At 67.9% G+C, this 25,489-nt stretch carries 24 protein-coding genes; 12 read left to right on the top strand and 12 right to left on the bottom strand.

The window, feature by feature from the left end; genetic code table 11:
• Positions 1–317 precede the first annotated feature (317 nt).
• Positions 318–1,388 (bottom strand): anthranilate phosphoribosyltransferase, encoded by a 1,071-nt coding sequence (gene trpD / locus VE759_RS00665; protein WP_324927225.1) that lies wholly within the window; start codon positions 1,386–1,388, stop codon positions 318–320.
• Positions 1,389–1,489: 101 nt separating this feature from the next.
• Here trpD and VE759_RS00660 point away from each other — a divergent pair, with 101 nt between their 5' ends.
• The 4 genes from VE759_RS00660 to VE759_RS00645 all read left to right on the top strand — a co-directional run bounded on the left by VE759_RS00660 (position 1,490) and on the right by VE759_RS00645 (position 5,869).
• Positions 1,490–2,101 (top strand): heme-copper oxidase subunit III, encoded by a 612-nt coding sequence (locus VE759_RS00660; RefSeq protein ID WP_324927223.1) that lies wholly within the window; start codon positions 1,490–1,492, stop codon positions 2,099–2,101.
• Positions 2,102–2,229: 128 nt separating this feature from the next.
• Positions 2,230–2,985, top strand: a complete 756-nt coding sequence (locus VE759_RS00655; RefSeq protein ID WP_324927253.1) for a cytochrome c — start codon at positions 2,230–2,232, stop codon at positions 2,983–2,985.
• On the top strand, positions 2,982–4,190 hold the full coding sequence (locus VE759_RS00650) for a ubiquinol-cytochrome c reductase iron-sulfur subunit (RefSeq protein WP_324927221.1): 1,209 nt from the start codon (positions 2,982–2,984) through the stop codon (positions 4,188–4,190). Before VE759_RS00655 ends, VE759_RS00650 begins: the two co-directional genes overlap by 4 nt.
• Complete coding sequence (locus tag VE759_RS00645; RefSeq protein ID WP_324927219.1) at positions 4,187–5,869, top strand: cytochrome bc complex cytochrome b subunit; 1,683 nt, start codon at positions 4,187–4,189, stop codon at positions 5,867–5,869. The genes VE759_RS00650 and VE759_RS00645 overlap by 4 nt, the downstream gene beginning before the upstream one ends.
• Before the next feature lie 10 nt (positions 5,870–5,879).
• On the opposite strand, the gene VE759_RS00640 is transcribed toward VE759_RS00645, so the two are convergent.
• From VE759_RS00640 to VE759_RS00625, 4 genes are all read right to left on the bottom strand, one after another.
• Positions 5,880–6,560: a DUF2561 family protein gene (locus tag VE759_RS00640; protein WP_324927216.1), complete on the bottom strand. Its 681-nt coding sequence runs from the start codon at positions 6,558–6,560 to the stop codon at positions 5,880–5,882.
• A 5-nt stretch (positions 6,561–6,565) separates the two neighbouring features.
• Positions 6,566–7,441, bottom strand: coding sequence for an MmpS family transport accessory protein (locus tag VE759_RS00635; protein WP_324927213.1), 876 nt, complete (start codon positions 7,439–7,441; stop codon positions 6,566–6,568).
• 159 nt (positions 7,442–7,600) lie between these two features.
• Entirely contained in the window at positions 7,601–8,017 is a 417-nt protein-coding gene (locus tag VE759_RS00630; RefSeq protein ID WP_324927210.1) for a cytochrome c oxidase subunit 4, read from the bottom strand.
• A gap of 9 nt (positions 8,018–8,026) precedes the next feature.
• Positions 8,027–9,070: a cytochrome c oxidase subunit II gene (locus tag VE759_RS00625; protein WP_324927207.1), complete on the bottom strand. Its 1,044-nt coding sequence runs from the start codon at positions 9,068–9,070 to the stop codon at positions 8,027–8,029.
• A gap of 156 nt (positions 9,071–9,226) precedes the next feature.
• Here VE759_RS00625 and asnB point away from each other — a divergent pair, with 156 nt between their 5' ends.
• Complete coding sequence (gene asnB / locus VE759_RS00620; protein ID WP_324927205.1) at positions 9,227–11,158, top strand: asparagine synthase (glutamine-hydrolyzing); 1,932 nt, start codon at positions 9,227–9,229, stop codon at positions 11,156–11,158.
• On the opposite strand, the gene VE759_RS00615 is transcribed toward asnB, so the two are convergent.
• Positions 11,155–12,162 (bottom strand): carbohydrate kinase family protein, encoded by a 1,008-nt coding sequence (locus tag VE759_RS00615; RefSeq protein WP_324927202.1) that lies wholly within the window; start codon positions 12,160–12,162, stop codon positions 11,155–11,157. The two genes, asnB and VE759_RS00615, sit on opposite strands and share 4 nt — an antisense overlap.
• A gap of 93 nt (positions 12,163–12,255) precedes the next feature.
• Between VE759_RS00615 and VE759_RS00610 the strand changes: the two genes are divergently transcribed.
• Positions 12,256–12,861 (top strand): hypothetical protein, encoded by a 606-nt coding sequence (locus VE759_RS00610; protein WP_324927200.1) that lies wholly within the window; start codon positions 12,256–12,258, stop codon positions 12,859–12,861.
• Between the two features lie 13 nt (positions 12,862–12,874).
• Here the strand turns inward: VE759_RS00610 and VE759_RS00605 are convergent, their stop codons facing one another.
• Together VE759_RS00605 and VE759_RS00600 are read right to left on the bottom strand one after the other, a co-directional pair.
• Complete coding sequence (locus VE759_RS00605; protein WP_324927197.1) at positions 12,875–13,237, bottom strand: iron-sulfur cluster assembly accessory protein; 363 nt, start codon at positions 13,235–13,237, stop codon at positions 12,875–12,877.
• A 63-nt stretch (positions 13,238–13,300) separates the two neighbouring features.
• A complete protein-coding gene (locus VE759_RS00600; protein WP_324927194.1) occupies positions 13,301–14,419 on the bottom strand; it encodes a glycerate kinase in 1,119 nt (372 codons plus the stop codon).
• A gap of 19 nt (positions 14,420–14,438) precedes the next feature.
• Here VE759_RS00600 and VE759_RS00595 point away from each other — a divergent pair, with 19 nt between their 5' ends.
• Genes VE759_RS00595 through VE759_RS00580 form a run of 4 tightly spaced genes read left to right on the top strand, consistent with a single transcriptional unit; the run spans position 14,439 to position 17,479 of the window.
• A complete protein-coding gene (locus tag VE759_RS00595; protein ID WP_414687802.1) occupies positions 14,439–15,110 on the top strand; it encodes a DUF3043 domain-containing protein in 672 nt (223 codons plus the stop codon).
• Positions 15,111–15,123: 13 nt separating this feature from the next.
• Entirely contained in the window at positions 15,124–15,666 is a 543-nt protein-coding gene (locus tag VE759_RS00590) for a bifunctional adenosylcobinamide kinase/adenosylcobinamide-phosphate guanylyltransferase (RefSeq protein WP_324927192.1), read from the top strand.
• Entirely contained in the window at positions 15,663–16,736 is a 1,074-nt protein-coding gene (gene cobT / locus VE759_RS00585; RefSeq protein ID WP_324927189.1) for a nicotinate-nucleotide--dimethylbenzimidazole phosphoribosyltransferase, read from the top strand. Before VE759_RS00590 ends, cobT begins: the two co-directional genes overlap by 4 nt.
• The gene (locus VE759_RS00580; protein WP_324927186.1) at positions 16,733–17,479 is read left to right on the top strand and encodes an adenosylcobinamide-GDP ribazoletransferase; all 747 of its coding nucleotides are present in this window, start codon (positions 16,733–16,735) and stop codon (positions 17,477–17,479) included. Before cobT ends, VE759_RS00580 begins: the two co-directional genes overlap by 4 nt.
• 34 nt (positions 17,480–17,513) lie before the next feature.
• Here VE759_RS00580 and VE759_RS00575 read toward each other — a convergent pair whose 3' ends face one another.
• Positions 17,514–18,620, bottom strand: coding sequence for a branched-chain amino acid aminotransferase (locus VE759_RS00575; RefSeq protein WP_324927183.1), 1,107 nt, complete (start codon positions 18,618–18,620; stop codon positions 17,514–17,516).
• A 22-nt stretch (positions 18,621–18,642) separates the two neighbouring features.
• A complete protein-coding gene (gcvT, locus tag VE759_RS00570; protein WP_324927180.1) occupies positions 18,643–19,737 on the bottom strand; it encodes a glycine cleavage system aminomethyltransferase GcvT in 1,095 nt (364 codons plus the stop codon).
• 40 nt (positions 19,738–19,777) lie between these two features.
• Here gcvT and VE759_RS00565 point away from each other — a divergent pair, with 40 nt between their 5' ends.
• Positions 19,778–21,322, top strand: a complete 1,545-nt coding sequence (locus VE759_RS00565) for a leucyl aminopeptidase (RefSeq protein WP_324927177.1) — start codon at positions 19,778–19,780, stop codon at positions 21,320–21,322.
• A gap of 1 nt (position 21,323) precedes the next feature.
• Here the strand turns inward: VE759_RS00565 and VE759_RS00560 are convergent, their stop codons facing one another.
• Both VE759_RS00560 and VE759_RS00555 read right to left on the bottom strand, forming a co-directional pair.
• Positions 21,324–23,099: an SDR family oxidoreductase gene (locus VE759_RS00560; RefSeq protein WP_324927174.1), complete on the bottom strand. Its 1,776-nt coding sequence runs from the start codon at positions 23,097–23,099 to the stop codon at positions 21,324–21,326.
• Between the two features lie 46 nt (positions 23,100–23,145).
• Complete coding sequence (locus tag VE759_RS00555) at positions 23,146–23,493, bottom strand: oxidoreductase (protein ID WP_324927171.1); 348 nt, start codon at positions 23,491–23,493, stop codon at positions 23,146–23,148.
• Between the two features lie 188 nt (positions 23,494–23,681).
• Between VE759_RS00555 and sucB the strand changes: the two genes are divergently transcribed.
• Positions 23,682–25,484 carry a 2-oxoglutarate dehydrogenase, E2 component, dihydrolipoamide succinyltransferase gene (sucB, locus tag VE759_RS00550; RefSeq protein WP_324927168.1) on the top strand — a complete coding sequence of 601 codons (1,803 nt, stop codon included), beginning with the start codon at positions 23,682–23,684 and terminating at the stop codon, positions 25,482–25,484.
• Positions 25,485–25,489 lie beyond the last annotated feature (5 nt).

Genomic DNA, 25,489 nt, shown 5'->3' with positions numbered 1-25,489 from the left:
GCGGCTGGCAGTTGGCCGTGATCCGGCACGGGCAGCTGGCGGCCGCTGGCTCGGCGCGCCGGGGCGTGCCGCCGATGCCGGTGATCGACGCGATTTGCGCTGGGGCGCAGGCCATTCTGCCGGATGCCGGACCGCTCGGCGGCGCGCTGGTCGAGGAGACCGCGCTGCTGGCCCGGTGGCTGGCCGAACCGGGCGTCCGGATCGTCCGCACCGATCCCGGCTATGCCGAACCCGCGGCGGCCGCGGGCCGGTGGGCGTCGTGGTCGTCGGCCGCGCGCTCGGCGCGCCTTGCCGCCGAGCAGGCCGTAGCGCACTGGTCAGACGCGTTGCGTGAACCGCACCCAACGCGCGAGCAACTGTTCGGCCGCCCCGGAGTCGATGGCCTTGGCGGCGCGCTCCAGCGCCGACTCCCAGGCGGGCAGCCACAGGGCATGGCTGGCTAGCCCGGCGTGGGCCACCATCGCCCCGGCGGCGTTGAGCACCACCGCGTCGCGGACCGGGCCATCGCCGCCGCCCAACACGGACCTGGCCTCCTCGGCGTTGTGTTGGGCATCGCCGCCGACCAACTCACTGATGTGGGCCCGATCGAAACCAAAAGCGGCAGGGTCGAAAGTCAACCTGTCGACCGTGCCGGCCTGCACCCGCCAAATCGTGCTGGTGGTCGTGGTGGTCAGTTCGTCCAGCCCGTCGTCGCCGTGCACGACCAGCACGCTGGAGCGGCGCGCCGCGAACACCCCGGCCATCACTTCGGCCAGGTCGGCCCATGCGCAGCCGATCAGCCCGGCCCGTGGAGAAGCCGGATTCGTAAGCGGCCCAAGCAAATTGAACACGGTCGGCACGGCGATCTCGCGGCGCACCACGGCTGCGTGCTTGTAGGACGGATGGAACTGGGGCGCAAAGCAGAAACCGATGCCGATCTCGGCGACACTGCGGGCCACCTCATCGGGGCCAAGGTCGATGCGCACCCCGAGCGCGTCCAACATGTCGGCGCCGCCGGACAGCGACGACGCCGCCCGGTTGCCGTGCTTGACCACCGGCACCCCGGCCGCCGCGACCACGATCGCCGCCATCGTGGAAAGGTTGACCGTGTTCGAGCCGTCCCCGCCGGTGCCGACGACGTCGACCGTGTCGGTGCCGATTTCGTCGGTCGGCACCGGCAGCGCGTGCGCGAGCATCACGTCGGCCAGCTCACGGACCTCGGCCGCCGTCGGGCGCTTCATCTTCATCGCGACCGCGAACGCCGCGATCTGCGCCGGTGTCGCCGAACCGCTCATCACCTGATCCATCGCCCAGGTCGCCTGTCCGGGCGCGAGGTTCTGGCCATCGGAAAGCGCACCGAGCACGCCCGGCCACGACGGCCCGGCCGACGAGGATCGCGGCTCAGCCACGCGCCGATGGTCCCACGCCGCGCCGCCTTCGCCCAAGCCGGCGGCAGGAAACTCGCAACCCGGGTGGAGTTCGACAACTACAAAGCGTCATACTTGCGGATGTGACGAGCGCTGTGGGAACGTCCGGAACCGCGATTACGGCACGCGTACATTCGCTGAACCGGCCCAACATGGTCAGCGTCGGCACCATCATCTGGCTATCCAGCGAACTCATGTTCTTTGCTGGACTGTTCGCGATGTACTTCACGGCCCGAGCCCAGTCCGGCGGGGTGTGGCCGCCGCCGCCCACGCATCTGAACCTGTACCAGGCGGTGCCGGTCACGCTGGTGCTCATCGCATCCTCATTCACGTGTCAGATGGGCGTGTTCTCGGCCGAACGCGGCGACGTGTTCGGGCTGCGTCGTTGGTACCTGCTGACCTTCGCGATGGGCGCGTTCTTCATCGGCGGCCAGCTCTACGAATACGTTCACCTTGTCCAACACGGCACCACGATTTCCGGCAGCGCCTACGGCACCGTGTTCTATCTGGCCACCGGCTTCCACGGCCTGCACGTGACCGGCGGCCTGATCGCATTCATCTTCCTGCTTGCCCGCACCCGGATGAGCAAGTTCACCCCCGCGCAGGCCACCGCCGCCATCGTCGTTTCCTATTACTGGCATTTCGTCGACATCGTCTGGATCGCTCTGTTCGCCACGATCTACTTCGTCCGCTAAGTCCCGGTCCGGCCGGTGAAGGGAGCACTCACTTGAAGACAACGGGGGTGAGCCGACGATGGTTCATCCGCCGTCCGGCGGAGAGCAAGTCCCGTCGCCGCCTGCGCCGCCGGCTGTCGGCGGGGGTGATGCTGGTGATCGCGCTGGCCGTCGCCGGTGGACTGGCCGCCACGCTGACCCCCAAGCCTCAGGTTGCGGTCGCCGACGAATCCCAGTCGGCGCTGCTGCGCACCGGTAAGCAGCTGTTCGACACCTCATGTGTGTCGTGTCACGGCGCGAACCTGCAGGGCGTCACCGACCGCGGGCCGAGCCTGATCGGCGTCGGCGAGGCCGCCGTCTACTTCCAGGTGTCCACCGGCCGGATGCCGCTGCAAAGCGAGGCGGCGCAGGCCCCGCGCAAGCCCCCGATCTTCGACGAAAAACAGATCGACGCGCTCGGCGCCTACGTGCAGGCCAACGGCGGCGGGCCGACGGTGGTGCGCAACCCCGACGGCAGCGTCGCCCAGCATTCGCTGATCGGCACCGACCCGGCCCGCGGCGGCGACCTGTTCCGGCTCAATTGCGCGTCCTGCCACCAATTCACCGGCAAGGGCATTGCGCTGTCGTCCGGCAAGTACGCCCCCGACCTGGCACCGCCTACCGAACAGCAGATCTATACGGCGATGCTGACGGGGCCGGAGAGCATGCCGAAATTCTCCGACCGACAGCTGTCCCCGGACGAGAAACGCGACATCATCGCCTACGTCAGGGCCGCCACCAAAACCCCCAACCAGGGCGGCTACGGGCTGGGCGGCTACGGGCCCGCTGGCGAAGGCATGGCGATGTGGATTATCGGGATCGTGGCCATGATCGGGGTGGCCCTGTGGATCGGATCACGGGCATGACGACACCAGAGACGACACCAGAATCGGCTTCGGCGGGCAGGAGCGAAGCGAGGGTCCCTGACGAGCGCGAGCTCGAGCGGATGTCGCGCGACGAGCTGGTCGATCTGGGCACCAAACTCGACGGCGTCGAGATCGTCTACCGGGAACCGCGCTGGCCGGGCCAGGAAACCCGCGCCGAGAAGCGCAGCGAACGCCAGGTGGCGTTCTGGTTTCTGCTCGCCGGGTTAATGGGCCTTGCGCTGCTCGTGATCTTCTTGTTCTGGCCGTGGGAGTACAAGCCGCTTGGCGACCCCGGCCAGCGCATCTACGCGCTGACCACCCCACTGTATGGACTGACGTTCGGGCTGTCGGTGCTGTCAATCGCCGTTGGCGCAATACTTTTCACCAAGAAGTTCATTCCCGACGAGATCGCGATCCAGGACCGCCACGACGGCCCGTCGTCGGAGGTCGACCGCAAGACCATCGTCGCCGAGCTGGCCGACACCCTGGACACCTCGACGCTGCCGCGACGCCGGCTGATCCTGAGGTCGCTGGGCATCGGGTTCGGCGCGTTCGGCCTCGGCACGCTTGTCGCGGCCGCTGGCGGCATCATCAAGAACCCGTGGAAGCCCGTGGTGCCCACCGCCAACGGCAAGAGGGCGGTGCTGTGGACCTCGGGCTGGACGCCAACGTTCAAGGGCGAAACCATCTATCTCGCCCGCTCGGTCTCGGGCGGCAGCACGAAGCCGCACTCATTGACCAAGATCCGGCCGGAAGACATCGACGCCGGCGGCATGGAAACCGTGTTCCCGTGGCGGGAATCCGACGGCGACGGCACCACCGTGGAGTCGCACGACAAGATCTCCGAAATTTATCTAGGGGTCCGCAATCCGGTCTCGCTGATCCGCATCCGGCCGGGCGACATGGACAAGGTGGTCAAGCGCAAGGGCCAGGAGAGCTTCAACTATGGCGACCTGTTCGCGTTCACGAAGGTGTGCAGCCACCTCGGCTGCCCGGCATCGCTGTACGAGCAGCAGACCTACCGCTTCCTGTGCCCGTGCCACCAGTCCCAGTTCGACGCACTGCACTTCGCCAAACCGATCTTCGGTCCGGCTGCGCGCGCGTTGGCGCAGCTGCCGATTACCATTGATCAGGACGGGTATTTGGTCGCCAACGGCGATTTCATCGAGCCCGTCGGGCCGGCATTCTGGGAGCGCAGATCATGAGTCCCAAGCTCAGTCCCCCCAAGCTCAGCGATATCTCCGCCGAGCAAGCCCAGGCGATGGATGAGCGCTATCACCTCGCATCGGGGATGAAGCGGCAGATCAACAAGGTTTTCCCCACCCACTGGTCGTTCCTGCTGGGTGAGATCGCTCTGTATTCCTTCATCGTGCTGCTGATCACCGGCGTGTATCTGACGCTGTTCTTCGACCCTTCGATGACCGAGGTCACCTACAACGGGGTGTATCAACCGCTGCGCGGGGTTCAGATGTCGCGGGCATATGAGACGGCGCTGAACATCAGCTTCGAGGTCCGCGGCGGGTTGTTCGTCCGGCAGATCCATCACTGGGCGGCGCTGATGTTCGCCGCAGCGATCATGGTGCACCTGGCCCGCATCTTCTTCACCGGGGCGTTCCGCAAGCCGCGCGAGGCCAACTGGGTGATCGGCTCACTGCTGTTGATCCTGGCGATGTTCGAGGGCTACTTTGGCTACACGCTGCCCGACGACCTGTTGTCTGGTATCGGGCTGCGGGCCGCATTCTCATCGATCACCATCGGCATTCCGGTGATTGGCACCTGGCTGCACTGGGCGCTGTTCGGCGGCGACTTCCCGGGCCACGACATCATCCCCCGCATGTTTGTGCTGCACGTGCTGCTGATCCCGGCGATCATCCTCGCGCTGATCGGTGTGCACCTCGCGTTGGTGTGGTATCAGAAGCACACCCAGTTCCCTGGCCCGGGCCGCACCGAGCACAACGTCGTCGGCGTGCGGATCCTGCCGATCTTCGCGGTCAAGTCCGGCGCGTTCTTCGCGATGACTACCGGCATCCTCGCCCTCATGGGCGGGCTGCTGCAGATCAACCCGATCTGGCAGTACGGCCCGTACAAGCCGTCCCAGGTGTCGGCCGCCACGCAACCCGACTTCTACATGATGTGGACCGAGGGGCTGGCACGCATCTTCCCCGCGTGGGAGCTCTACCTCGGCCCCTACACCGTGCCCGCGCCGGTGTGGGTCGCACTCATCATGGGGTTGGTGTTCGTCCTGCTGCCGTCGTGGCCGTTCATCGAGCGGATGGCCACCGGCGATGTCGCGCACCACAATCTGTTGCAGCGGCCTCGAGATGTGCCGGTGCGCACCGCGATTGGCGCGATGGCCATCACGTTCTACATGGTGCTGACACTCTCCGCGATGAACGACATCATCGCGTTCAAGTTCGACATCTCGCTGAACGCGACGACCTGGATCGGTCGCATCAGCATGGTGGTGCTGCCCCCGATCGTGTACTTCATCGCCTATCGATGGGCAATTGCCTTGCAGCGCAGCGACCGCGAAGTGCTCGAACACGGCATCGAGACCGGCATCATCAAGCGGCTGCCGCACGGCGCCTACATCGAACTGCACCAGCCGCTGGGCCCGGTCGACGAGCACGGCCACCCGATTCCGCTGGAGTACCAGGGCGCCCCGCTGCCCAAGCGGCTGAACAAGCTGGGCTTGGCCGGCGCACCCGGCACGGGCAGCTTCCTGTCACCGGATCCGCTGCCCGAACACGAACTGCTGACCGAGATGCTGCACGAGCACGAGCGGCGTGCCTTGACCGCCGTGCGCGAGCATCAGGAATCGATCAACGGCTCCTTACCGGATGGCCAACAGCCGAACGGCGAGCAGCCGAGCGGTCAGCACTAGCCGACACGGTTCAGCCCAGCCGACCCGCGACCGTCGCGCGCAATTGGCGTAGGTACAGCCATGGAATCACCGGCATCGCAACGGTTATCGCGCCCGCTAAGAAGTAGGCGATGAAGGCCAGCCGGTCCTTGTCGACGCCCATCAGATATGTCGCGGTGGCCACCGCAAGCAATGCCAGGCCCATCGCGCCGGCGAGCACCAAGGTGGCTCGCAGCCACAGCCTTTCGACCGTTGCCTCAGACAGCCCGGCGGCCAACCGCCGTGGCGCCGGTTCGGGTACTCGGTAAACCGGCGAATCGCGGCCGATCGGATCGGCGATCGAGCCGAACACGCGCAGCTTCTCGGTGGGCGCCTCTTGGCCAGGAGGCAACGGCCCGGCCGCCGCGGACCGCTGCACCGCTGCCGGCGGCCGCACTGGCCCGCGCGCCGGTTCGGCCTGCCCGCTGCGTCGCGCCCGCAGCAAGAGCGGTATCGCCCCGACGATGATCAGTGCGGAGACACCGATCACGGCGTAGAGCAGCCACGGTGTGTGCGATCCGCCGCCGCCATCATGGTGGCCACGGCTGCCCTTGTCGACGAGCACGACCGTGGCAGCCACCGCGACCCCGATAAAGGCCAGCCAGATCACCGCGCAGACCCCCGCCAAGGTGCGGTCCACAGAGTTCGGCGACCATGCGGATCGACTTGCCACCACCATCAGCAGCTGGTCTGCGCCGAGTTGCTGGAATTGCTGGACAGCACCTGCCCGTCGCTCGTGGTGATCGAACAATTCAGCCTGCTGACCAGAAACAGGCTGGACGCCTGTACGGAGCCGACGTCCGACTGCGCGATCGGCGTCACCGTCAGCGACCACGGGATGTACACGTTGCGCTGCGTGCGCCGCCGGCCCGAGGCGTCGACGTAGGTGACGGTGATGATGTCGCCCGGCGCCTTGGTCCCGGTCACCGAATACGTGACCTGGCGCGGCCCGGCCGGCGTCGTCGTCGTGGTCGTCGTCACCGGGACAGGCGTGGTGGTGGTCACCGGCGGCGGCGCCTCGGAGGTCGCCGGCGGCGGAGGCGGGGGCGGTGGCGATGGCGACTCCGTGATCGTCACCGTCTGCGGCGGCGGTGGCGGCGGCTGCTCGCTGGTCGGCGGCGGCGGCGGTGGTGGCGGCGGCGGTGTCGTGGTGACCGGTGCACGCGGTGTCGTGGTGGTGGCGGGCGTCGCGAGGTTATTGGTGTTGGTGCGGGTCACCAGCAGCGAAACCGACACCACCAACGCGATCGCCGCAATGATCGCGGTGACACCGACCACCCAGGGCCAGCGCGGCGCGGGCGGCTGCTCGACGAGTTCGGTCGGCTCGGCGGCGTCGTAGTCGTAGAGGCCCGGCTCGGGCGGCACGTACGGGGCGCTGTTGAATTGCTCGGACTCCGGCGCGGAGTAGGCCTGTGAGTAAAACTCGGTTTCGCCGGTCGCTTCGTGGGCTTCTGAGGCTTCCTGGATAGGGTGATCTTGCGTCGGCTGGTCGCCCGGCTCCTCAGCCGCGTGCCTTCCGTAAGAATCCGGGTCTGGGGGATTCGGCCCGCTCATCTATGCCTGTCCTTCTCCACTACGTCGCGGCGCAATCTGGCTGGCTGCCCCCTCCTCATGCGCCTCGGCAACCCTACCGAAAGACGCTCGCTGAGCGAATCTGCGACAACGGCTCGCCGGCCAACTGACTGCCCGATTGTGACCTGGCCCAAATCGTAGCTAGTGCTTTTCTGGACCCACGTAGTACTCGAATACCAGCCCCGCCGCCGACGCGAGGATGAACGCGACACCCGCCGCGATCAGCCACGGCAGCCAAAGCGCGATGGCCACGGCCGTGACAGCGGCCGCCAACGCCACGAAGATCGGCCACCAGCTATGCGGGCTGTAGAACCCGAGCTCCCCCGCGCCGTCGGCAATCTCGGCGTCCTCGTAGTCCTCGGGCCGCATGTCCAGCCGTCGAGCGACAAACCGGAAAAACGTCCCGATGATCAGGGTCAAACCGGTCGTCATCACCATCGCCGTCGTACCGGCCCATTCCACACCGCCCGCGAAGTAGGCCGTCAGCAGCGCGTACACCACGGTCGCCAACGCGAAGAACGCGGTCAGGATCTCGAACAGCCTGGCTTCGATATGCATGGCGCGTCCTTATTTATTGCCCGCCAGTGTCTGCTCACCGCGGCGGCTGTCAAATGGATGCGTGGTGATCGCGGTCGGCGGTTGGTTGATCGCAGCCAGTGCCGCGGCGTTGCTCTTGCCGGCGATGCGTTGCTGCAGGTAGGCCTTGAAGTCGTTGGGGGCCACCACCCGAACCTCGAAGTTCATCATCGAGTGATAGGTGCCACACAACTCGGCGCAGCGGCCGACGAACGCACCGGTCTTCTGGATCTCGGTGACCTGGAACTTGTTTTCCGAGTGGTTCGCCTGCGGGTCGGGGAACACGTCGCGTTTGAACAGGAAGTCGACGATCCAGAACGAGTGGATCACGTCGGCCGACGCGAGCTGGAACTCGATGCGTTTCCCGCTGGGCAACACCAGAACTGGGATCTCGTTGCTCGTGCCGAGCGTCTCCACCTTGTCGTAGTTCAGGTAGGTCCGGTCTTCGGGATTGCGTCCCCTGATCGCGCCGACGATCTCCTCGCCGTGCTTGTCCTTGCCTTCCGGCTTGGACAGTACAGCCGCCTTGCGGGCCGCGTCGGCCCCGTCATAGGTGAACGTGCCGTCCTTGAAATCGACCTTCTGGTAACCGAACTTCCAGTTCCATTGGAACGCCGTGACATCGACGACGAGCTCGGGGTCGGGCGTGCGGTGAAGCATCCGCTCTTGCACGACCACGGTGAAGTAGAACAGCACCGAAATGATCAGGAACGGCGTGACCGTCAGCACCAACTCCAGCGGCAGGTTGTAGCCGAACTGCCGAGGCAAATCGGTGTCGGTCTTCTTGTGGCGGTGAAACGCCGCCGACCAGAATGTCAGGCCCCAGACGATCACGCCAACCACCAGCGCCGCGATCAGCGAACCGATCCACAGCTCGCGGTTGACCTGGCCCTCCGGGGTGATGCCCTCGGGCCAGCCAAGGCCGAGCACCTCCGACCAGCTGCAGCCGCTCAAGGTCAGCGCCAGCAGGCCCAGCGTGGCGGCCCCTGCGACCAGTCGCAGTCGACGGGAACGGCCCAGCCCGCGGCGTCTCACCTTGGCGCCTCCTGTGCTCCGGACAGTCGAATACTACGCAGCGTAGACCACGTCCCACCGGCAAGCTCGACACACCCTCCGGAGGGTGGGAACCTCCCGCTCGCCGCCCCGGAGCGAAGCAACCGGCGAAAAAACCGGTGCGGCATACTGGGCGCGATGTGCGGACTGCTGGCGTTTCTGCGTGCCCCGTCGGCGCCTGTCACGCCCGAAATCGTCGACGCCGTGGCGGGGTCGTCGCACCTGATGCGGCACCGGGGTCCCGACGAGCCAGGCACCTGGTCCGACGACCACGTGGTGCTGGGCTTCAACCGGCTGTCGATCATCGACATCGCGCACTCACACCAGCCGCTGCGCTGGGGCCCGGCCGATCAGCCGGACCGCTACATGCTGGTGTTCAACGGCGAGATCTATAACTACCTGGAGCTGCGCGCCGAGCTCGCCGAGAAGCATGGCGCAGTGTTTCACACCGACGGCGACGGCGAGGCCATCATCGCCGCCTACCACCACTGGGGCGACGGCGCGCTGCCCCGGTTGCGCGGCATGTTCGCGTTCGCGCTGTGGGACACCGTCGAGCGCGAGCTGTTCTGTGCGCGTGACCCATTCGGCATCAAGCCGCTGTTTTTGGCGACCGGTACCGGCGGCATCGCAGTGGCCAGCGAGAAGAAATGCCTGCTGGACCTCGCCGACGCGATCGGCATCGACGCCGCGATCGACCGGCGGGCGGTTCAGCATTACACCGTGCTGCAGTACGTGCCCGAGCCGGAAACGCTGCACTCCGGCGTGCGCCGGCTGGAGTCCGGCAGCTATGCGCGCATCCGCGCGGGCCAGCAGCCCGAAATCATCCGCTACTTCACGCCGCGCTTTGACGTGCGCCCGTTCACCGCCGCCTCCGAGCAGGCCCGCTATGACGAAATCACCGCGGTGCTCGAGGATTCGGTGGCCAAGCACATGCGCGCTGACGTGACCGTCGGCGCGTTTCTGTCCGGCGGCATCGACTCCACCGCGATCGCCGCGCTGGCCATCCGGCACAATCCGCGGCTCATCACCTTCACCACCGGGTTCGAGCGCGAAGGTTTCTCCGAGGTCGACGTTGCGGTCGCTTCGGCGGAGGCGATCGGCGCCCGCCACGTCGCAAAGGTGGTCAGCCCGGCCGAGTTCGTCGCCGCGCTACCCGAAATCGTTTGGTACCTCGATGAGCCCGTGGCCGACCCGGCGTTGGTGCCGCTGTTTTTCATCGCCCGCGAGGCGCGCAAGCACGTCAAGGTGGTGTTGTCGGGGGAGGGCGCCGACGAACTCTTCGGCGGCTACACCATCTACCGGGAACCGTTGTCGCTCAAGCCCTTCGACTATCTTCCCGGGCGCCTGCGGCGGTCGATGCGGAAGGTGTCGACGCCGCTGCCCGACGGGATGCGCGGCAAGAGCCTGCTGCACCGCGGGTCGCTGACGCTCGAAGAGCGTTATTACGGCAACGCGCGCAGCTTTTCCGACCCCCAGTTGCGCGCGGTGCTGCGCGGGTTCCGCGACGAGTGGACGCACACCGACATCACCGCCCCGCTGTACGAGGACTCCCGCGACTGGGATCCGGTGGCCCGCATGCAGCACATCGACCTGTTCACCTGGTTGCGCGGCGACATCCTGGTCAAGGCCGACAAGATGACGATGGCCAACTCGCTCGAATTGCGGGTGCCGTTCCTGGATCCGGAGGTGTTCGCCGTCGCCTCGCGGCTGCCGCTGGAGCAGAAGATCACCCGGACCACCACGAAGTACGCGCTGCGGCGCGCGCTTGAACCGATCGTGCCGCACCATGTGCTCCACCGCGCGAAACTCGGCTTTCCCGTGCCGATCCGGCACTGGCTGCAAGCGGGCGAGCTATTGGACTGGGCGCATCAGATGGTCGTAACGTCACAGGCGGACGAGCTGATCGACATCGCCGCGGTGCGGCGAATGCTCGACGAACATCTCGCCGGCGCAACCGATCACAGCAGACGGCTGTGGACGGTGCTGATCTTCATGCTGTGGCATGCGATCTTCGTCGAGAAGAGCGTGGTGCCCCGCATCAGCGAACCGCAGTATCCCGTCCAAATTTAACGGCGGGCGGGAGCGGAGCGACTCGGGGACTGGCTTAGCGCCGCCCCGATCTCATCGCCGGCCTCCCCGCCGTATGAGTCCGACAACCGTCGGACCGCCACATCGGGATCCCACGTCCACTCCTGCGGGCCGGGAGCCTCCAGCACCAGCACCGCGACCAACGATGCCAGCTGCGCCGAGCGTTCCAGACTCAGGCCGGCGCTGCGGCCGGTCAAGAAGCCGGCGCGGAACGCGTCGCCGATGCCCGTCGGATCGCCGCGGTGGGTCTCGGGCACCACCCCGACGTGGACGGTGGTGCCGTCCGTATCGACGATGTCAACACCACTGGGCCCCAACGTCGTAACGCGCAACTGGACCTGGCTCATCACGTCGGCCTCGGTCCAGCCGGACTTGGACAGCAGCAGGTCCCACTCGTAGTCGTTGGTGAAAAGATATGTGGCGCCGTCGATCAACCGGCGGATCTCGTCGCCGGACAACCGCGCCAACTGCTGGGACGGGTCGGCGGCGAACGCGAGGCCTAGCTGGCGGCACTCCTCGGTGTGCAGGAACATCGCGTCCGGATCGTTGGCGCCGATGATCACCAATTCCGGTGTGCCGATGCGCGCTACGACGTCGGCAAGTTTGATGTTGCGCGCCTGCGACATGGCCCCGGGATAAAACGACGCGATCTGCGCCATGTCGTCGTCGCTGGTGCAGACGAACCTGGCGGTGTACGCCGACTGCGAGATCAGCACACTGTCGCAATCGACGCCGTGCGCTTCCAGCCACTCCCGATAGTCGGTGAAATCCATTCCGGCCGCGCCGACCAGCGTGGGACGACCGCCCAGCACGCCGATCGCGTAAGCCATGTTGCCGGCCACGCCGCCGCGGTGAACGACCAGATCGTCGACCAGAAAGCTCAGCGACACCTTCTGCAGGTGATCGGCCAGCAGCTGCTCGGAAAAACGGCCGGGAAAGCGCATGAGATGGTCGGTCGCGATCGATCCGGTCACCGCTATGGTCACGAAGTCACCCTTCAATTCGGTAAGGCGGTCTACATAAGCTTACTCAAGGCAACGACCCTCTGGTCGACGGCCACTGTGCGCTAGCCTGCAGACATGGCCGGCCCATACCCCCCCTATTCGGAGCGGTATCCCAGCCAGTCGGCGCACCCGACCCAGGAAGCGCCCACGGCCTCCGAATATCCCGGAATGCTGCCGCCACCGGTGCCCTACCCGAAGCGACGAAGCTGGCGCGTTCTCGCGCTGACCTTGGCGGCGCTGGTGGTGATAGCCGGCATCGGGGCGGCGATCGTGTACGGCGTGCGCAGCGATAACGCCCCGTCCAACCAGCTCACCAGCGCCGGCGCGAAGACGGCGATCCAGAATTACCTCGACGCGCTGGGCAACGCCGACGTCGAGACGATCGCGCGCCACACGTTGTGCGGCATGTACGACGCGGTGCACGACAAACGATCCGACCAGGCACTGGCGAAGCTCAGCAGCGACGCATTCCGCAAGCAGTTCAAGAAGGCCCAGGTCACATCGATCGACAAGATGGTATTTGCGTCGCCCAATCAGGCGCAGGCGCTGTTCACCATGCGGGTCACCCCGGCGACCACGGCCGGGAGGGAACGCGACGAGCAGGCCGTCGCCCAGCTGTTGGCGCAGGACAACCAGATCCTGGTGTGCTCCTACGTGATGCGCACCGCGACCGTGTTTTGAACCGGCTAAATCCTCAGTTGAACGAGTCGCCGCAGGCGCACGAACCCGTCGCGTTCGGGTTGTCGATGGTGAAGCCCTGCTTCTCGATTGTGTCGACGAAATCGATAGTGGCGCCCTGCACGTACGGTGCGCTCATCCGGTCCACCGTGAGCGTGACGCCGCCGAACTCGCCGGTCAGGTCGCCGTCGAGGCTGCGATCGTCGAAGAAGAGATTGTAGCGCAGGCCGGCGCAGCCACCCGGCTGCACAGCGATCCGCAGTGCCAGGTCGTCACGGCCCTCCTGATCCAGCAGCGCCTTCGCCTTGGCGGCCGCGGCGTCGGTCAGGATCACGCCGTGGGTGGCGGTGCTGGTGGCCGACTCGCCCTGAACAGTCATTACGTCTCCTCATGCCTTTCCCGTGAGCAAAGCCCAATAGCTCAACGGTACCTTGTGCCGGCGCTATTCCCCCAGTTCCAATTCTCTCCCGGTCGCTTCGCTCCGCACCCATGGACGTTCTCCCGCGGTCCGGGTAGCCAGCCCCACCAGCTGGTTGGCCGCATCGTCGATGGCCAGCCGGACGGATCCGGCGTAGTCGCTGACGGCGTGGGCCGCCGAAATGCCAGCTTCCCGCAGATGCCGCTGACTCAATGTGACCTGGCCGGCCAGCACCACCACCGGGATTCCCCGAGCGCGGGCGCCGGCCGCGACGGCACTGACGACCTTGCCATGCAGGGACTGGTCGTCGAAGCGGCCTTCCCCGGTGATGATGAGCTCGGCGGTGGCGATGTCCTCGGCCAGCCCGGTGTGCTCGGCGATGACGGCGGCGCCGGATTCACGGCGCCCACCCAGCGCCAGCAGCGCCGCGCCCAGGCCGCCGGCCGCCCCCGCGCCGGCCTCCTCGCTGACCGGCCGGCCCGCCGCCGCGTCGAGTTCGACCGCCCAGTCGGTGAGCCTGCGCTCCAAGATCGCGACGGTGTCGGGGTCGGCGCCCTTCTGGGGCCCGAACACCCGGGCCGCGCCCATCGGCCCGAGTAGCCGATGTTCGACGTCGGTGGCGGCGATCAGTGCGATGTCGGCCAGCCGCCGTCGCGCCTCCGTCAGCCCGCCGAGTTCGTCGACCATCCCGCGGCCGCCGTCGGTGCTGGCACTGCCGCCGAGCCCGACCACGATCCGCGCCGCGCCGGCCCCCGCCGCGGCGCCCAGAAGCTGTCCGACTCCCCTGGTGTGCGCCGCCAGCGCGGTCCGCGGTGTCGGCGGTCCACCGAGCAGATGCAAGCCGCAGGCCTGCGCGCATTCGACGTACGCGGTGGCCCGCCGGTCGAGCACCCAGCGGGCATCGACGTCGGCGTCCAGCGGGCCGGAGACCCGCAACGTCCGCAGTCCCCCGAGGCGGCTGGCCAGCACGTCGACGAATCCGGGGCCGCCGTCGGATTGCGGCGCCAGCGTGAGCTCATCGTCGGGGCGGGCCCGCCGCCACCCTCTGCCGATCGCCTCAGCGGCCTCCACCGCCGTCAGGCTGTTGCCAAAGCTGTCCGGGGCGATCAGCACCCGCATGGCCGCTCCCTGCCCGTCATTCATGCAAAGTAACCTGGCAGGCGTGAGTCTGCTCGGCCGCAAGAAGGAACCCGAAACCTCGTCGGAGAACCCGTCCGACGAGGACGTGGAGGCCGCAGCCGAGGCCGGTTCGGCGCGACGGACCACCGCTCCCAAGGGCCGACCGACGCCGAAGCGCGACTCGGCAAGGCGTCGCGGCCCGGTCGCCCCGGCGCCGATGACCACCGCGGAGGCGCGGCGTCGTCGCAAGGAAATGCGCCAGAAGCTCACCCGCGCGGAACGCCGCACCGAACGCGCTGAGCGCCGGTCCGAGGTGGCCGATCGGCGCGAACGGATGATGGCCGGCGAAGAGGGCTTCCTGCTGCCGCGCGATCGTGGGCCACTGCGCCGATACGTCCGGGACGTCGTCGATTCGCGCCGCAATCTGCTGGGACTGTTCATGCCCTCGGCGCTCGCTCTGATCTTCCTCATGTTCTCGGTGCCCTCTCCGCGGGTGCAGGCGTTCATCTCTCCCGCCATGCTGGTCCTGTTCGCGATCATGGTCGTCGACGGCTTCCTGTTGGGCCGCAAGGTAAATAAGCTGGTGGACCAGAAGTTCCGGAACCACGCCGAGGGTCGCTGGAAGCTGGGCTGGTATGCGGCCAGCCGCGCCTCGCAGCTGCGCAAGATGCGGGCGCCGCGGCCACAGGTCAACCGCGGCGACAAGGTCGACTGAGAGTCGACTGACCGTGCGCACGCTGGTTCTCGGCGGTATCCGGTCGGGGAAGTCCCGGTGGGCCGAATTTGCGATAGCCGAAGAGGTCGGCCCGCAGCAGCCGGTGCGCTACCTGGCGACCGGGGCGGATGCCAACGCCGACGATGCCTGGGCACAGCGGGTGGCCGCGCACCGACAGCGTCGTCCCGCGCACTGGTCGACGGTCGAAACCAGTGCCGTTGCAACGAAATTGCGGCGAGACCACAGCACGCCGACGCTGGTCGACGACCTTGCGGGCTGGCTGACCGCGGTGCTGGACCGCCACAAGGCGTGGTCAGGCGGCAACGCTGCGTCTGTGGCGCTCGACATCGAGGAGTTGTTCGGAGCGATCAACGCGTTCGGCCCGCCATTGGTGGTGGTGAGCCCGGAAGTCGGGCTCTCGGTGGTGCCGGCGACGGTGGCAGGCGTGCGATTCGCCGACGAGCTGGGCGGACTGAACCAGCGGCTTGCCGCGCTGTGCGACCGGGTGGTGCTGGTGGTGGCCGGCCAGCCGATGATGCTGAAGGAGTTCGATTGAGCCCGCCGGTCGAGTTCGCCCCCATCGTCGCGCCCGATGCGGCGGCGGCAGCGGCCGCTCGAGCGCGCCAGGAGACGCTGACCAAGCCGTCTGGTGCGCTGGGCAGGCTCGAGGAGCTGTCGATCTGGGTGTCGGCGTGTCAGGGGCAGTGTCCGCCCCGGCAGTTCCAGCGGGCCAGGGTGGTGGTGTTCGCCGGCGACCATGGCGTGGCTGCCTCGGGGGTGTCGGCATATCCGCCGGAGGTCACCGCGCAGATGGTCGCCAATTTCGATTCCGGCGGCGCGGCCGTCAACGTGCTGGCCGGCGTGGCCGGGGCGACGGTACGGGTGCTCGACATCGCGGTCGCCGCCGGGGCGCCACTTACCGAGACCATCGGCGCGTACAAGGTCCGTCGCGGCAGCGGCAACATCGCGGTCGAGGATGCGCTTACCGACGAGGAAGCCATCGCGGCGGTGCAGGCCGGACGTCAGATCGCCGACGAGGAGGTCGACGCCGGCGCAGATCTGCTGATCGCCGGCGACATGGGAATTGGAAACACCACTCCCGCGACGGTCTTGGTGGCGGCGCTCACGGACACCGAGCCGGTCGCGGCGGTCGGCCGCGGGACCGGTGTCGACGACGCCGGCTGGGTGCGCAAGACGGCGGCGGTGCGCGACGCGCTGTACCGGAGCCGCCGCCACGTCGGCGACCCGGTTACGCTGCTGCGCACGTGCGCCGGCGCCGACCTGGCCGCAATGGCCGGTTTTTGCGCGCAGGCTGCGGTGCGGCGGACGCCGCTGCTGCTGGATGGCGTCGCGGTCACCGCGGCGGCGTTGGTGGCCGAGCGGCTGGCGCCGGGCGCTCGCCAGTGGTGGCGGGCAGGCCATCGGTCCACCGAGCCTGCGCATGATTTGGCGCTGGCCCGGCTGGGCCTCGAGCCGATCGTCAATCTGGACATGCGACTCGGCGAAGGCAGCGGCGCAGTGGTCGCGCTGCCCATACTGCGGGCCGCGGTGGCCACGCTGGCCTCGATGGCGACGTTCGACGAGGCCGCGGTGAGCACCCGCGACCAGCCGTCGATTCCGTCGTGATCCGTTCGCTCGCAGGGGCTTTCGCGTTCGGCACCGTGTTGCCCTTGCCCGCGCAGGCGTGCTCGGGGTCGGGCCGCGGCGTGATGACGGCACTGCCCGTCGTCGGTCTCGCGCTCGGGGCGCTGGCGGGTGCGGCGTTGTGGGCGGCGGCGCTGGCGTTCGGCCCAAGAAGCCCGCTGGCGGGCCTGCTGGCGGTGGCGGTGCTGCTTCTTGCCACCCGTGGCCTGCATGTGGACGGGCTGGCGGACACCGCCGACGGGCTCGGCTGCTACGGGCCGGCCGAGCGCGCGCTGGCGGTGATGCGGGACGGTTCGGCAGGCCCGTTCGGCGTCGCGGCCATCGTGGTCGTGCTGGTCGGGCAGGCGCTGGCATTCGCGGAATTGCCGACCGGTGCCGCGCGGTGGGTGTCGGTCATGACGGCCGTGACCGCGGGCCGGGTGGCCGCGCTGCTGGCGTGCCGGACGGGTGTGCCAGCCGCGCAGGGCAGCACGCTGGGCCGCCGAGTGGCCGGCACCCAGCCGCTGTGGGCGGTCCTGATTTGGGTCGCCGTCGTCGTCGCCGCAGCTGTTTTCGCCGGTCCCCGGCCGTGGCAGGGCCCGGCCGCGGTGCTGGTGGCATTGGTGATCGGCGCCGCGCTGGCTGCTCATTGCGTGCGTCGCTTCGGCGGTATCACGGGCGACGTACTCGGCGCCGTGATCGAGGTGACAACCACTGTCGCGCTAGTCGGCCTGGCGGCGGCCTAGCCGTGGTCGGCACGCCCAGGCGTGGTCAGTACGGCTATCCGAGCTTGGCCATCCAGCCGTGGGTGTCGGCGAACGTACCGCGCTGAATACCGGTGAGCGTGTCGCGCAGGGCCATCGTGATTTCACCCGGGCCGCCGTCGGCGATCGTGAACTCGCCGTCGCCGTACTTGACATGCGCGACGGGCGTGATCACGGCCGCCGTACCGCACGCGAACACCTCGGTGATCTCCCCCGCCGCGGCCTTCTTCTGCCATTCGTCGACGTCGATCTTGCGCTCCTCGACCGTGAAACCCGCGTCGATGGCCAGCGTCAACAACGAATCGCGGGTAATGCCCGGCAGAATCGACCCGGTCAGCTCCGGAGTGACCAGCCGCGCGGAGCCGCCGCTGCCGAACACGAAGAACAGGTTCATGCCGCCCATCTCTTCGACGAAGCGCCGCTCGATGGCGTCCAGCCACACCACCTGGTCACAGCCGTTCTCGGCGGCCTGGGCCTGGGCCAGCAGCGACGCGGCGTAATTTCCGCCGAACTTCGCGGCGCCGGTGCCACCCGGACAGGCGCGCACATACTCCGTCGACAACCACACGCTGACCGGCTTAATGCCGCGCGGGAAGTACGCGCCGGCCGGCGAGGCGATCACCAGGTAGCGGTACTGCTTGGCCGGTCGCACCCCAAGACCCGACTCCGTGGCAAAGACGAGCGGGCGCAGGTACAGCGACTCCTCGCCGTCGGCAAGCGGCACCCACGCGCCGTCCACCGCGACCAGGCGGCGCAGTGACTCGAGGAAAACTTCCTCCGGCAGTTCGGGAATGGCTAGCCGCCGCGCCGATGACCGCATTCGCGCCGCGTTCGCCTCCGGCCTGAACGACACGATCGACCCGTCCGCCCACCGGTAGGCCTTCAGTCCCTCGAAAATGCCTTGCGCGTAATGCAACATGATCGCCGACGGGTCGAGTTCGAGCGGCGCGTACGGCACCACGCGCGCGTCGTGCCACCCGTCGTCGACGGTGTAGCTGATCGACACCATGTGGTCGGTGTGGTACTGGCCGAACGGCGGATCGGCCATGATTGCGGCCCGCCGGTCGTCGCTCGCCGGGTGCGCGTTGCGGACAACGGTGAACTCGAGGGAGCCGCTGGTCATGTCGCGATTCTAGCCCCGTACGCTACCGGGTTTTGGCCTCGACAAACGGCGGCGCGACCACTTCGCACTCCAGCGGCCGGCCCCGCACATCGACGTTGACTCGCTGACCGTCCTCGACGCCCGCGGCGGTATCAATTAACGCCAAAGCAATCCCGACTTTCAGTGTCGGAGAAAAGGTTCCCGACGTCGTCACCCCGACGGGCGTTCCGCCGTCCAGCACGGTCAACTCCGGACGCAGAACGCCGCGGCCCACCGCACGCAGCCCGCGCAACAGCCGCCGTGGCCCGGCCTCTTTCTCCGCCAACAGTGCGTCGCGGCCCCAGAACTTGTCCTTGCGCCAGCCGATTGCCCAGCCGCATCGCGCCTGCAGCGGCGAAATGTCGAGCGACAACTCGTGGCCGTGCAGCGGATATCCCATTTCGGTGCGCAGCGTGTCGCGTGCGCCCAGGCCGGCGAGTTCGCCGCCGGCCCGGGCGACCGCCGAGACCAACGCCTCGAACACGTCACCCACCCGGTCCCACGGCGGCAGCAGCTCATAGCCGTGCTCACCCGTGTAGCCGGTCCGGCACACACGGACCGGCACACCGGAAAACGACGCGTCGTCATATGCCATGTAGTCCATGCCGGTCGGCAGGCCGAGCTCGTCCAACACGTCGGCCGACCGCGGACCTTGCACCGCAAGGACCGCACGCGAGCGGTGTTCGTCGGTCACCGTAATCCCTTGCGGCGCAACATCTCGCAGCGCAGCGACAACCGCGGCGGTGTTGGCTGCGTTCGGCACAAGGAACATCTCGTCGTCGGAAACGTAGTAGGCGATCAGGTCGTCGATCACCCCACCGGAATCGGTGCAGCACAACGTGTATTGCGCCTTGCCGGGTCGGATCCTGTGCAGGTCGTTGGTGAGCGCGGAGTTGACGAACTCGGCCGCGCCCGGTCCGCGCACGGAGGCCTTGCCGAGGTGGCTGACGTCAAACAGCCCGACGGCGCTGCGGGTCGCGTTGTGCTCGGTGACCGTCCCGGCATACGAAACCGGCATCAGCCAGCCGCTGAACTCTGCGAAGCTCGCGCCGAGCCCACGGTGGCGGTCCTCGAGGGGGCCGTGCTGGATTTCACTCACGGCGCTCCACCCTAATCCGGCTTGATTAGTGTGGACGATCGTGAGTCCCGCGAAAGTCGGCTATCAAGCCCCCACCGTCACCGTCAGCTCGTCATTGCCGAAACGTGGTGCGTCCGACGCCGTGCTGATCGTGCCGGTGGTGTCCGGCGACCGAGACAGTCAAGCCGGGCCGACCGTGCTGGCCGCACAGCCGTACCTCAACGACGACGCTGTCGTCGAGATCGAGGGCGGCATCAAGGCGCTTGGCGCGACTGGCGGCACCGATCAGGTACACCGACTGACGCTCGCGGCGCTGCCCGTCGCCAGCGTGCTGACGGTGGGGCTGGGCGACGCGCGTGACGAGTGGCCGTCCGATGTGATTCGCCGCGCCGGCGGGGTCGCGGCCCGTGCCTTGGACAAGGTCGAGGCGGTCGTCACCACGCTGTCCGCCGTCGACCTCGAGGCGGCGGTCGAGGGGCTGATTCTCGGTGCGTACCGGTTCACCGAATTCCGCAGCGACAAGACGGCGCCGAAGGACTCAGGGCTGCGCAAGGTCACGGTGCTCGCCCCCGACACCAAGGCGGCCACCAAGGAGGCCGCAGAGCGGGCGACGTCGATCGCCACTGCGGTCACCACCGCGCGAGATCTGGTCAATACTCCGCCCAGCCATCTCTTCCCAGCCGAATTCGCTGATCGCGCAAAGGCTTTGGCGCAGTCAGCCGGGTTGGAGGCCGAGGTCCTCGACGACAAGGCGCTGACCCGCGGCGGCTACGGCGGCATCGTCGGCGTCGGCAAGGGCTCCTCGCGACCGCCGCGGTTGGTCAGGCTTGCCCACCGCGGCGCGAAGCTGGCGAAAAAGCCGAAGAACGCCAAGACCGTGGCGCTGGTCGGCAAGGGCATCACCTTCGACACCGGCGGCATCTCGATCAAGCCGGCCCAGAACATGCACCACATGACCTCCGACATGGCCGGCGCCGCCGCGGTGATCGCGACCGTCGTACTGGCCGCGAAACAACAGCTGCCGATCGATGTGATCGCGACGGTGCCGATGGCCGAGAACATGCCGTCGGCCACCGCTCAGCGGCCCGGCGACGTGCTGACCCACTACGGCGGCATCACCTCCGAGGTGCTCAACACCGACGCCGAGGGCCGGTTGATCTTGGCCGACGCCATCGTGCGGGCCTGCGAGGACAACCCGGACTATCTGATCGAGACATCGACGCTGACCGGTGCGCAGACCGTCGCGCTCGGCGCCCGCACGCCCGGCGTGATGGGCAGCGACAAGTTCCGCGACCGTGTTGCCGCGATCTCGCAGGCGGTCGGCGAGAGCGGCTGGCCGATGCCGCTGCCCGACGAGCTGAAGGACGATCTCAAGTCGACGGTGGCGGATCTGGCCAACGTCAGCGGGTCGCGATACGCGGGCATGCTGGTGGCAGGTACCTACCTGCGCGAATTCGTAGCCGACGGCGTTCAGTGGGCGCACATCGACATCGCCGGCCCCGCGTACAACACCGGCGGCCCATGGGGTTATACCGGCAAGGGCGGCACCGGGGTACCGACCCGAACCATGTTCGCGGTTTTACAGGACATCGCCGAGAACGGCTGAGCTATAACACCTTTCCGCGTGCGATGCTCCGCAGCACCTGTGGCGCGACCCTTGCGGCGCCGTAGGCCAGGTAGGCCTCCGCCGTGACCGGCCGTATCGGTTTGTTCTTCTTGACGGCCGACACGATCGCCTTGGCGACCTTCTCCGGTCCGTAGCGCCGAGCGCGATAGAACTTCTCGAGCTGCTCCCGCCGCGCGTCGACCTGCCCGTCCTTGCCGGGCGGGGCGTCGATGCGGGTGGTGTGCACGATGTTGGTGTCGATCACTCCCGGACATATCGTCGTCAAACCAATTCCCGCCGCATCCAATTCGGCGCGCAGGCAGTCGGAGAACATGTACACACCCGCCTTGCTGGTGCAGTACGCGCTGAGTGACTGCGACGGCGAGTACGCCGCCATCGATGCGACGTTGATGATGTGGCCGCCGATCCCGCGCTCGACGAGTCGCCGCGCAAACGCACGGCACCCGTTGACGACTCCGCCCAGGTTGATGTCCAGCACGCGGTCGAATTCCTCACGCGGCGTGTCGATGAAGCGGCCCGCCTGCCCGATACCGGCGTTGTTCACGACGATGTCGGGAACGCCGTGTTCTGCGCAGATCTGCTCGGCGAACGCTTCCACTTCGTCGCCGTCGGCGACGTCAAGCGTGTAAACGTGTGCCACTCCACCGTCCGCCGCGATCGCCGCGGCGGTCTCCTTGACCGTGGCCTCGTTGACGTCGCTGACCACCAATTCCGCGCCCAGCCGGGCGAATTCGAGCGCGGTGGCGCGCCCGATCCCGCTTCCGGCGCCGGTGACCGAGACGAGTGTGTCCCCGAACGGCTCGCGCCGACGGCCGACCTTCGCGCGCAACAGCGCACGGCTGGCCGACTTGCCCTCGATGAATTCGACGAACTCGGTCGTCGCCGCCGCCAGCACCTGCGGATGCGAAAACGGCGCCCAGTGGCCGGCCTTGATGTCGCGGCGCCACAACTGGGCCACCCACCGCGACGTGTCGTCATAGCTGTGTGGTTTGACGTACCGATCCTTGGTGTTGACGATCAACTGCACCGGCACGTCGACGTAGTGGTCACGTCTGACTTTCGACATTCCGCGAACGACGGCGCGATAAACCTTGATGCTGTTGGCGGCGTCGCGCCCGAACGCCTCCGAATGGTGCAGCTGCTGTGCCGGGATGCCGTCACGGACGATGAGGGAATGTCGAAGCAGGCCCGCGAGGAACAGCCGGGCAAGCAACGCCGGCAGCACCGGCGCCGCGAACGCCACCATATAAGTCTGTCGCAACATCGCACCCAGGCCGCGCAGGAATTGCACCGGCCGCCACGGCCGCTTGAGGTGGTCCCTGATGTAGTTGGCAGTGTGGTGGCTGCTCGGGCCCGACACCGACGTGAAGGACGCGACGCGGGTGCTGGCGCCGGGCCTGCCGAGGTACTCCCACACCCCGACCGACCCCCAGTCGTGCGCCAGCACATGCACTCGTTCATCGCGGCTCAGCTCGTCGATCACCGCGCCGAAGTCGTCGGCGAAACGCTCCATCGTGTAGTCGGCGACCCCGCGCGGAACCGATGACCCACCGACGCCGCGGTTGTCGTAGGTGATAACCCGGAACCGTTCTACCAGCATCGGCACGACGCCGTCCCACAGCACGTGCGAGTCGGGCCAGCCGTGCGCCAGCACCACCGTCGGGCCATCCGGATTGCCGTGTTGGTAAACGGCGATCTGCACGCCATCTTCGCTGGTGACAACGCGCCGAGCGGGTTGCGTTGCCGTTGCCGTCATTTCGTGGACCCTGCCCGCATACCGCGGGGGTTGTCAAGGCGCCGGATCAACCCTCTTCGGCGCCCTGTCGCCGCTCGCCGCGACGACGCGCGTCGTAGTCTCGCATGCGCCGTGGGTAGCCGACCCGCTGCACGTCGTAGACCGGGATCCGCAGCTGCTCACCCAGCCGGCGGGCGCCGGACTCACCACCAACCCGGCGGCGGGTCCACTCACCGTCGCTGGCCACCAACACGACCGTGACATCGGTGAAATTGGTCCGCGGCTCCACATAGGCCTCGACGCCGGTGTGGGCGGCAGCCCAGTCCTGCAGATAGCGATGGTCGGCGGCCGAACCGACGTCTACGCCGCCTCGCCGGCCGTGGCGGCCCGACTTGAACCTGTCAAACAATCCCAACGGGTTACTACTCCTTGACTAACCCCATCATCGATAGTGCCAGACATCTGACCCCGAACTCGGGGTCGGCGCCACCGCGGGGAATGATGAATCCCGCATTCCACTTGGGTGCCTCACCTGCGACACAGTGCTGTGGTAAGCCAGAGGTCAACGCGTGTGACGACCGACTGCTGGAGGAGTCAACAGACATGGCCACCAAAGTCCAGATGCCCGCACTCGGCGAGAGCGTCACCGAAGGGACCGTGACCCGGTGGCTCAAGCAAGAAGGCGACACGGTCGAGGTGGACGAACCGTTGCTCGAGGTGTCGACGGACAAGGTGGACACCGAGATCCCGTCGCCGGCCGCCGGTGTGTTGAAAAAGATCATCGCCCGGGAGGACGACACCGTCGAGATCGGAGGTGAGCTGGCGGAGATCGGCGATGCGAGCGAGGGCGACGGCAAGCAGCCGCAGCCGCCAAGCGAGCAGCCCGTCGAGGAAGAAAAGCCCGCGGAGGAGCCCGCCGCCCAACCGGAGCCGGCCGCCGAGGAGCAGGAAGCGCCCAGCGCAGCGCCGCAGGAAGCGCCGAAGCCGGCGGCACAGGCCTCGGGCGGCGGCAAGTCGACCCCGGTGGTAATGCCCGAGCTGGGCGAATCCGTCACCGAAGGGACCGTGACGCGCTGGTTGAAGAAGGTCGGCGACAGGGTCGAGGCCGACGAACCGTTGCTCGAGGTATCCACCGACAAGGTCGACACCGAGATCCCGTCTCCGGTGGCCGGCACGCTGATTTCCATCACCGCCGAGGAGGACGACACGGTCGGCGTCGGCGGCGAACTGGCGAAAATCGGTGAGCCCGGCGAAGGCGGTGCCGAGGCACCCGCCGAGGAGGCCAAGCCGGAACCCAAGCCGGAACCCAGGCCGGAGCCCGAGGAGGCCAAGCCCGAACCGGAGCCCGAGCCCAAGCCGCAGCCCAAGCCAGAGCCGAAGGCCGAGCCCAAGCCAGAACCTCAGCCAGAACCCCGGCGAGAAGCGCAGCCCGCGGCCGCGGCGGCGCAGACCGACGGCGGCCCGTACGTCACCCCGCTGGTGCGCAAACTGGCCAACGAGCACAGCGTCGACCTGGCCACGGTGAAGGGCACCGGCGTCGGCGGCCGCATCCGCAAGCAAGATGTGCTCGCGGCGGCCGAGGCCGCCAGGGCGCCGGCTCCGGAGGCGGCGCCGCGGGTGCCGGCCGCGGCGGCCGAGCCCACTCCCGCGGCGGCCGCCGCGCCCGTCGGGGCGCTCGCGCATTTGCGCGGCACCACCCAGAAGGCCAGCCGCATCCGTCAGCTCACCGCGAAGAAGACGCGCGAATCCCTGCAGGCCACAGCGCAACTCACCCAGACCCATGAGGTCGACATGAGCAAGATCGTGGCGCTGCGGGCACGGGCCAAGGCGCAGTTCGCCGAGCGCGAAGGCGTCAACCTGACGTTCCTGCCGTTCATCGCCCGCGCGGTGATCGACGCGCTGAAGATCCACCCGAACGTCAACGCCAGCTACAACGAGGAAACCAAGGAGATCACCTACTACGACGCCGAACATCTCGGCATCGCGGTCGACACGGACCAAGGCCTGCTGTCCCCCGTGATCCACAATGCGGGCGATCTGTCGCTGGGCGGACTGGCGCGCGCGATCGCCGACATCGCGGCTCGGGCGCGCTCGGGTGAGCTGAAGCCCGACGAGCTGTCCGGCGGCACCTTCACGATCACCAACATCGGCAGCCAGGGCGCACTGTTCGATACGCCGATCCTGGTGCCGCCCCAGGCCGCGATGCTGGGCACCGGCGCGATCGTGCGACGCCCCCGGGTGATCGTCGACGTGAACGGCAACGAGTCGATCGGCATCAGGTCGGTCTGCTACCTGCCACTGACCTACGACCACCGACTCATCGACGGGGCGGACGCCGGACGGTTCTTGACCACCGTCAAGCGTCGGCTCGAAGAGGGAGCTTTCGAGGCTGACCTGGGGCTTTGACCGAC

Source organism: Mycobacterium sp., from assembly GCF_035640695.1.
In the GTDB taxonomy this organism is placed as follows: domain Bacteria; phylum Actinomycetota; class Actinomycetes; order Mycobacteriales; family Mycobacteriaceae; genus Mycobacterium.
This window is presented reverse-complemented; position numbering and strand designations above follow the sequence as displayed.

Bases quoted from the DNA above. Each gene is read 5' to 3' on its own strand.
- VE759_RS00655 (WP_324927253.1), top strand. From the start codon at position 2,230: ATGCTGGTGATCGCGCTGGCCGTCGCCGGTGGACTGGCCGCCACGCTG.
- VE759_RS00650 (WP_324927221.1), top strand. From the start codon at position 2,982: ATGACGACACCAGAGACGACACCAGAATCGGCTTCGGCGGGCAGGAGC.
- VE759_RS00645 (WP_324927219.1), top strand. From the start codon at position 4,187: ATGAGTCCCAAGCTCAGTCCCCCCAAGCTCAGCGATATCTCCGCCGAG.
- VE759_RS00635 (WP_324927213.1), bottom strand. From the start codon at position 7,441: ATGAGCGGGCCGAATCCCCCAGACCCGGATTCTTACGGAAGGCACGCG.
- VE759_RS00630 (WP_324927210.1), bottom strand. From the start codon at position 8,017: ATGCATATCGAAGCCAGGCTGTTCGAGATCCTGACCGCGTTCTTCGCG.
- asnB (WP_324927205.1), top strand. From the start codon at position 9,227: ATGTGCGGACTGCTGGCGTTTCTGCGTGCCCCGTCGGCGCCTGTCACG.
- VE759_RS00610 (WP_324927200.1), top strand. From the start codon at position 12,256: ATGGCCGGCCCATACCCCCCCTATTCGGAGCGGTATCCCAGCCAGTCG.
- VE759_RS00605 (WP_324927197.1), bottom strand. From the start codon at position 13,237: ATGACTGTTCAGGGCGAGTCGGCCACCAGCACCGCCACCCACGGCGTG.
- VE759_RS00600 (WP_324927194.1), bottom strand. From the start codon at position 14,419: ATGAATGACGGGCAGGGAGCGGCCATGCGGGTGCTGATCGCCCCGGAC.
- VE759_RS00575 (WP_324927183.1), bottom strand. From the start codon at position 18,620: ATGACCAGCGGCTCCCTCGAGTTCACCGTTGTCCGCAACGCGCACCCG.
- VE759_RS00560 (WP_324927174.1), bottom strand. From the start codon at position 23,099: ATGACGGCAACGGCAACGCAACCCGCTCGGCGCGTTGTCACCAGCGAA.
- sucB (WP_324927168.1), top strand. From the start codon at position 23,682: ATGGCCACCAAAGTCCAGATGCCCGCACTCGGCGAGAGCGTCACCGAA.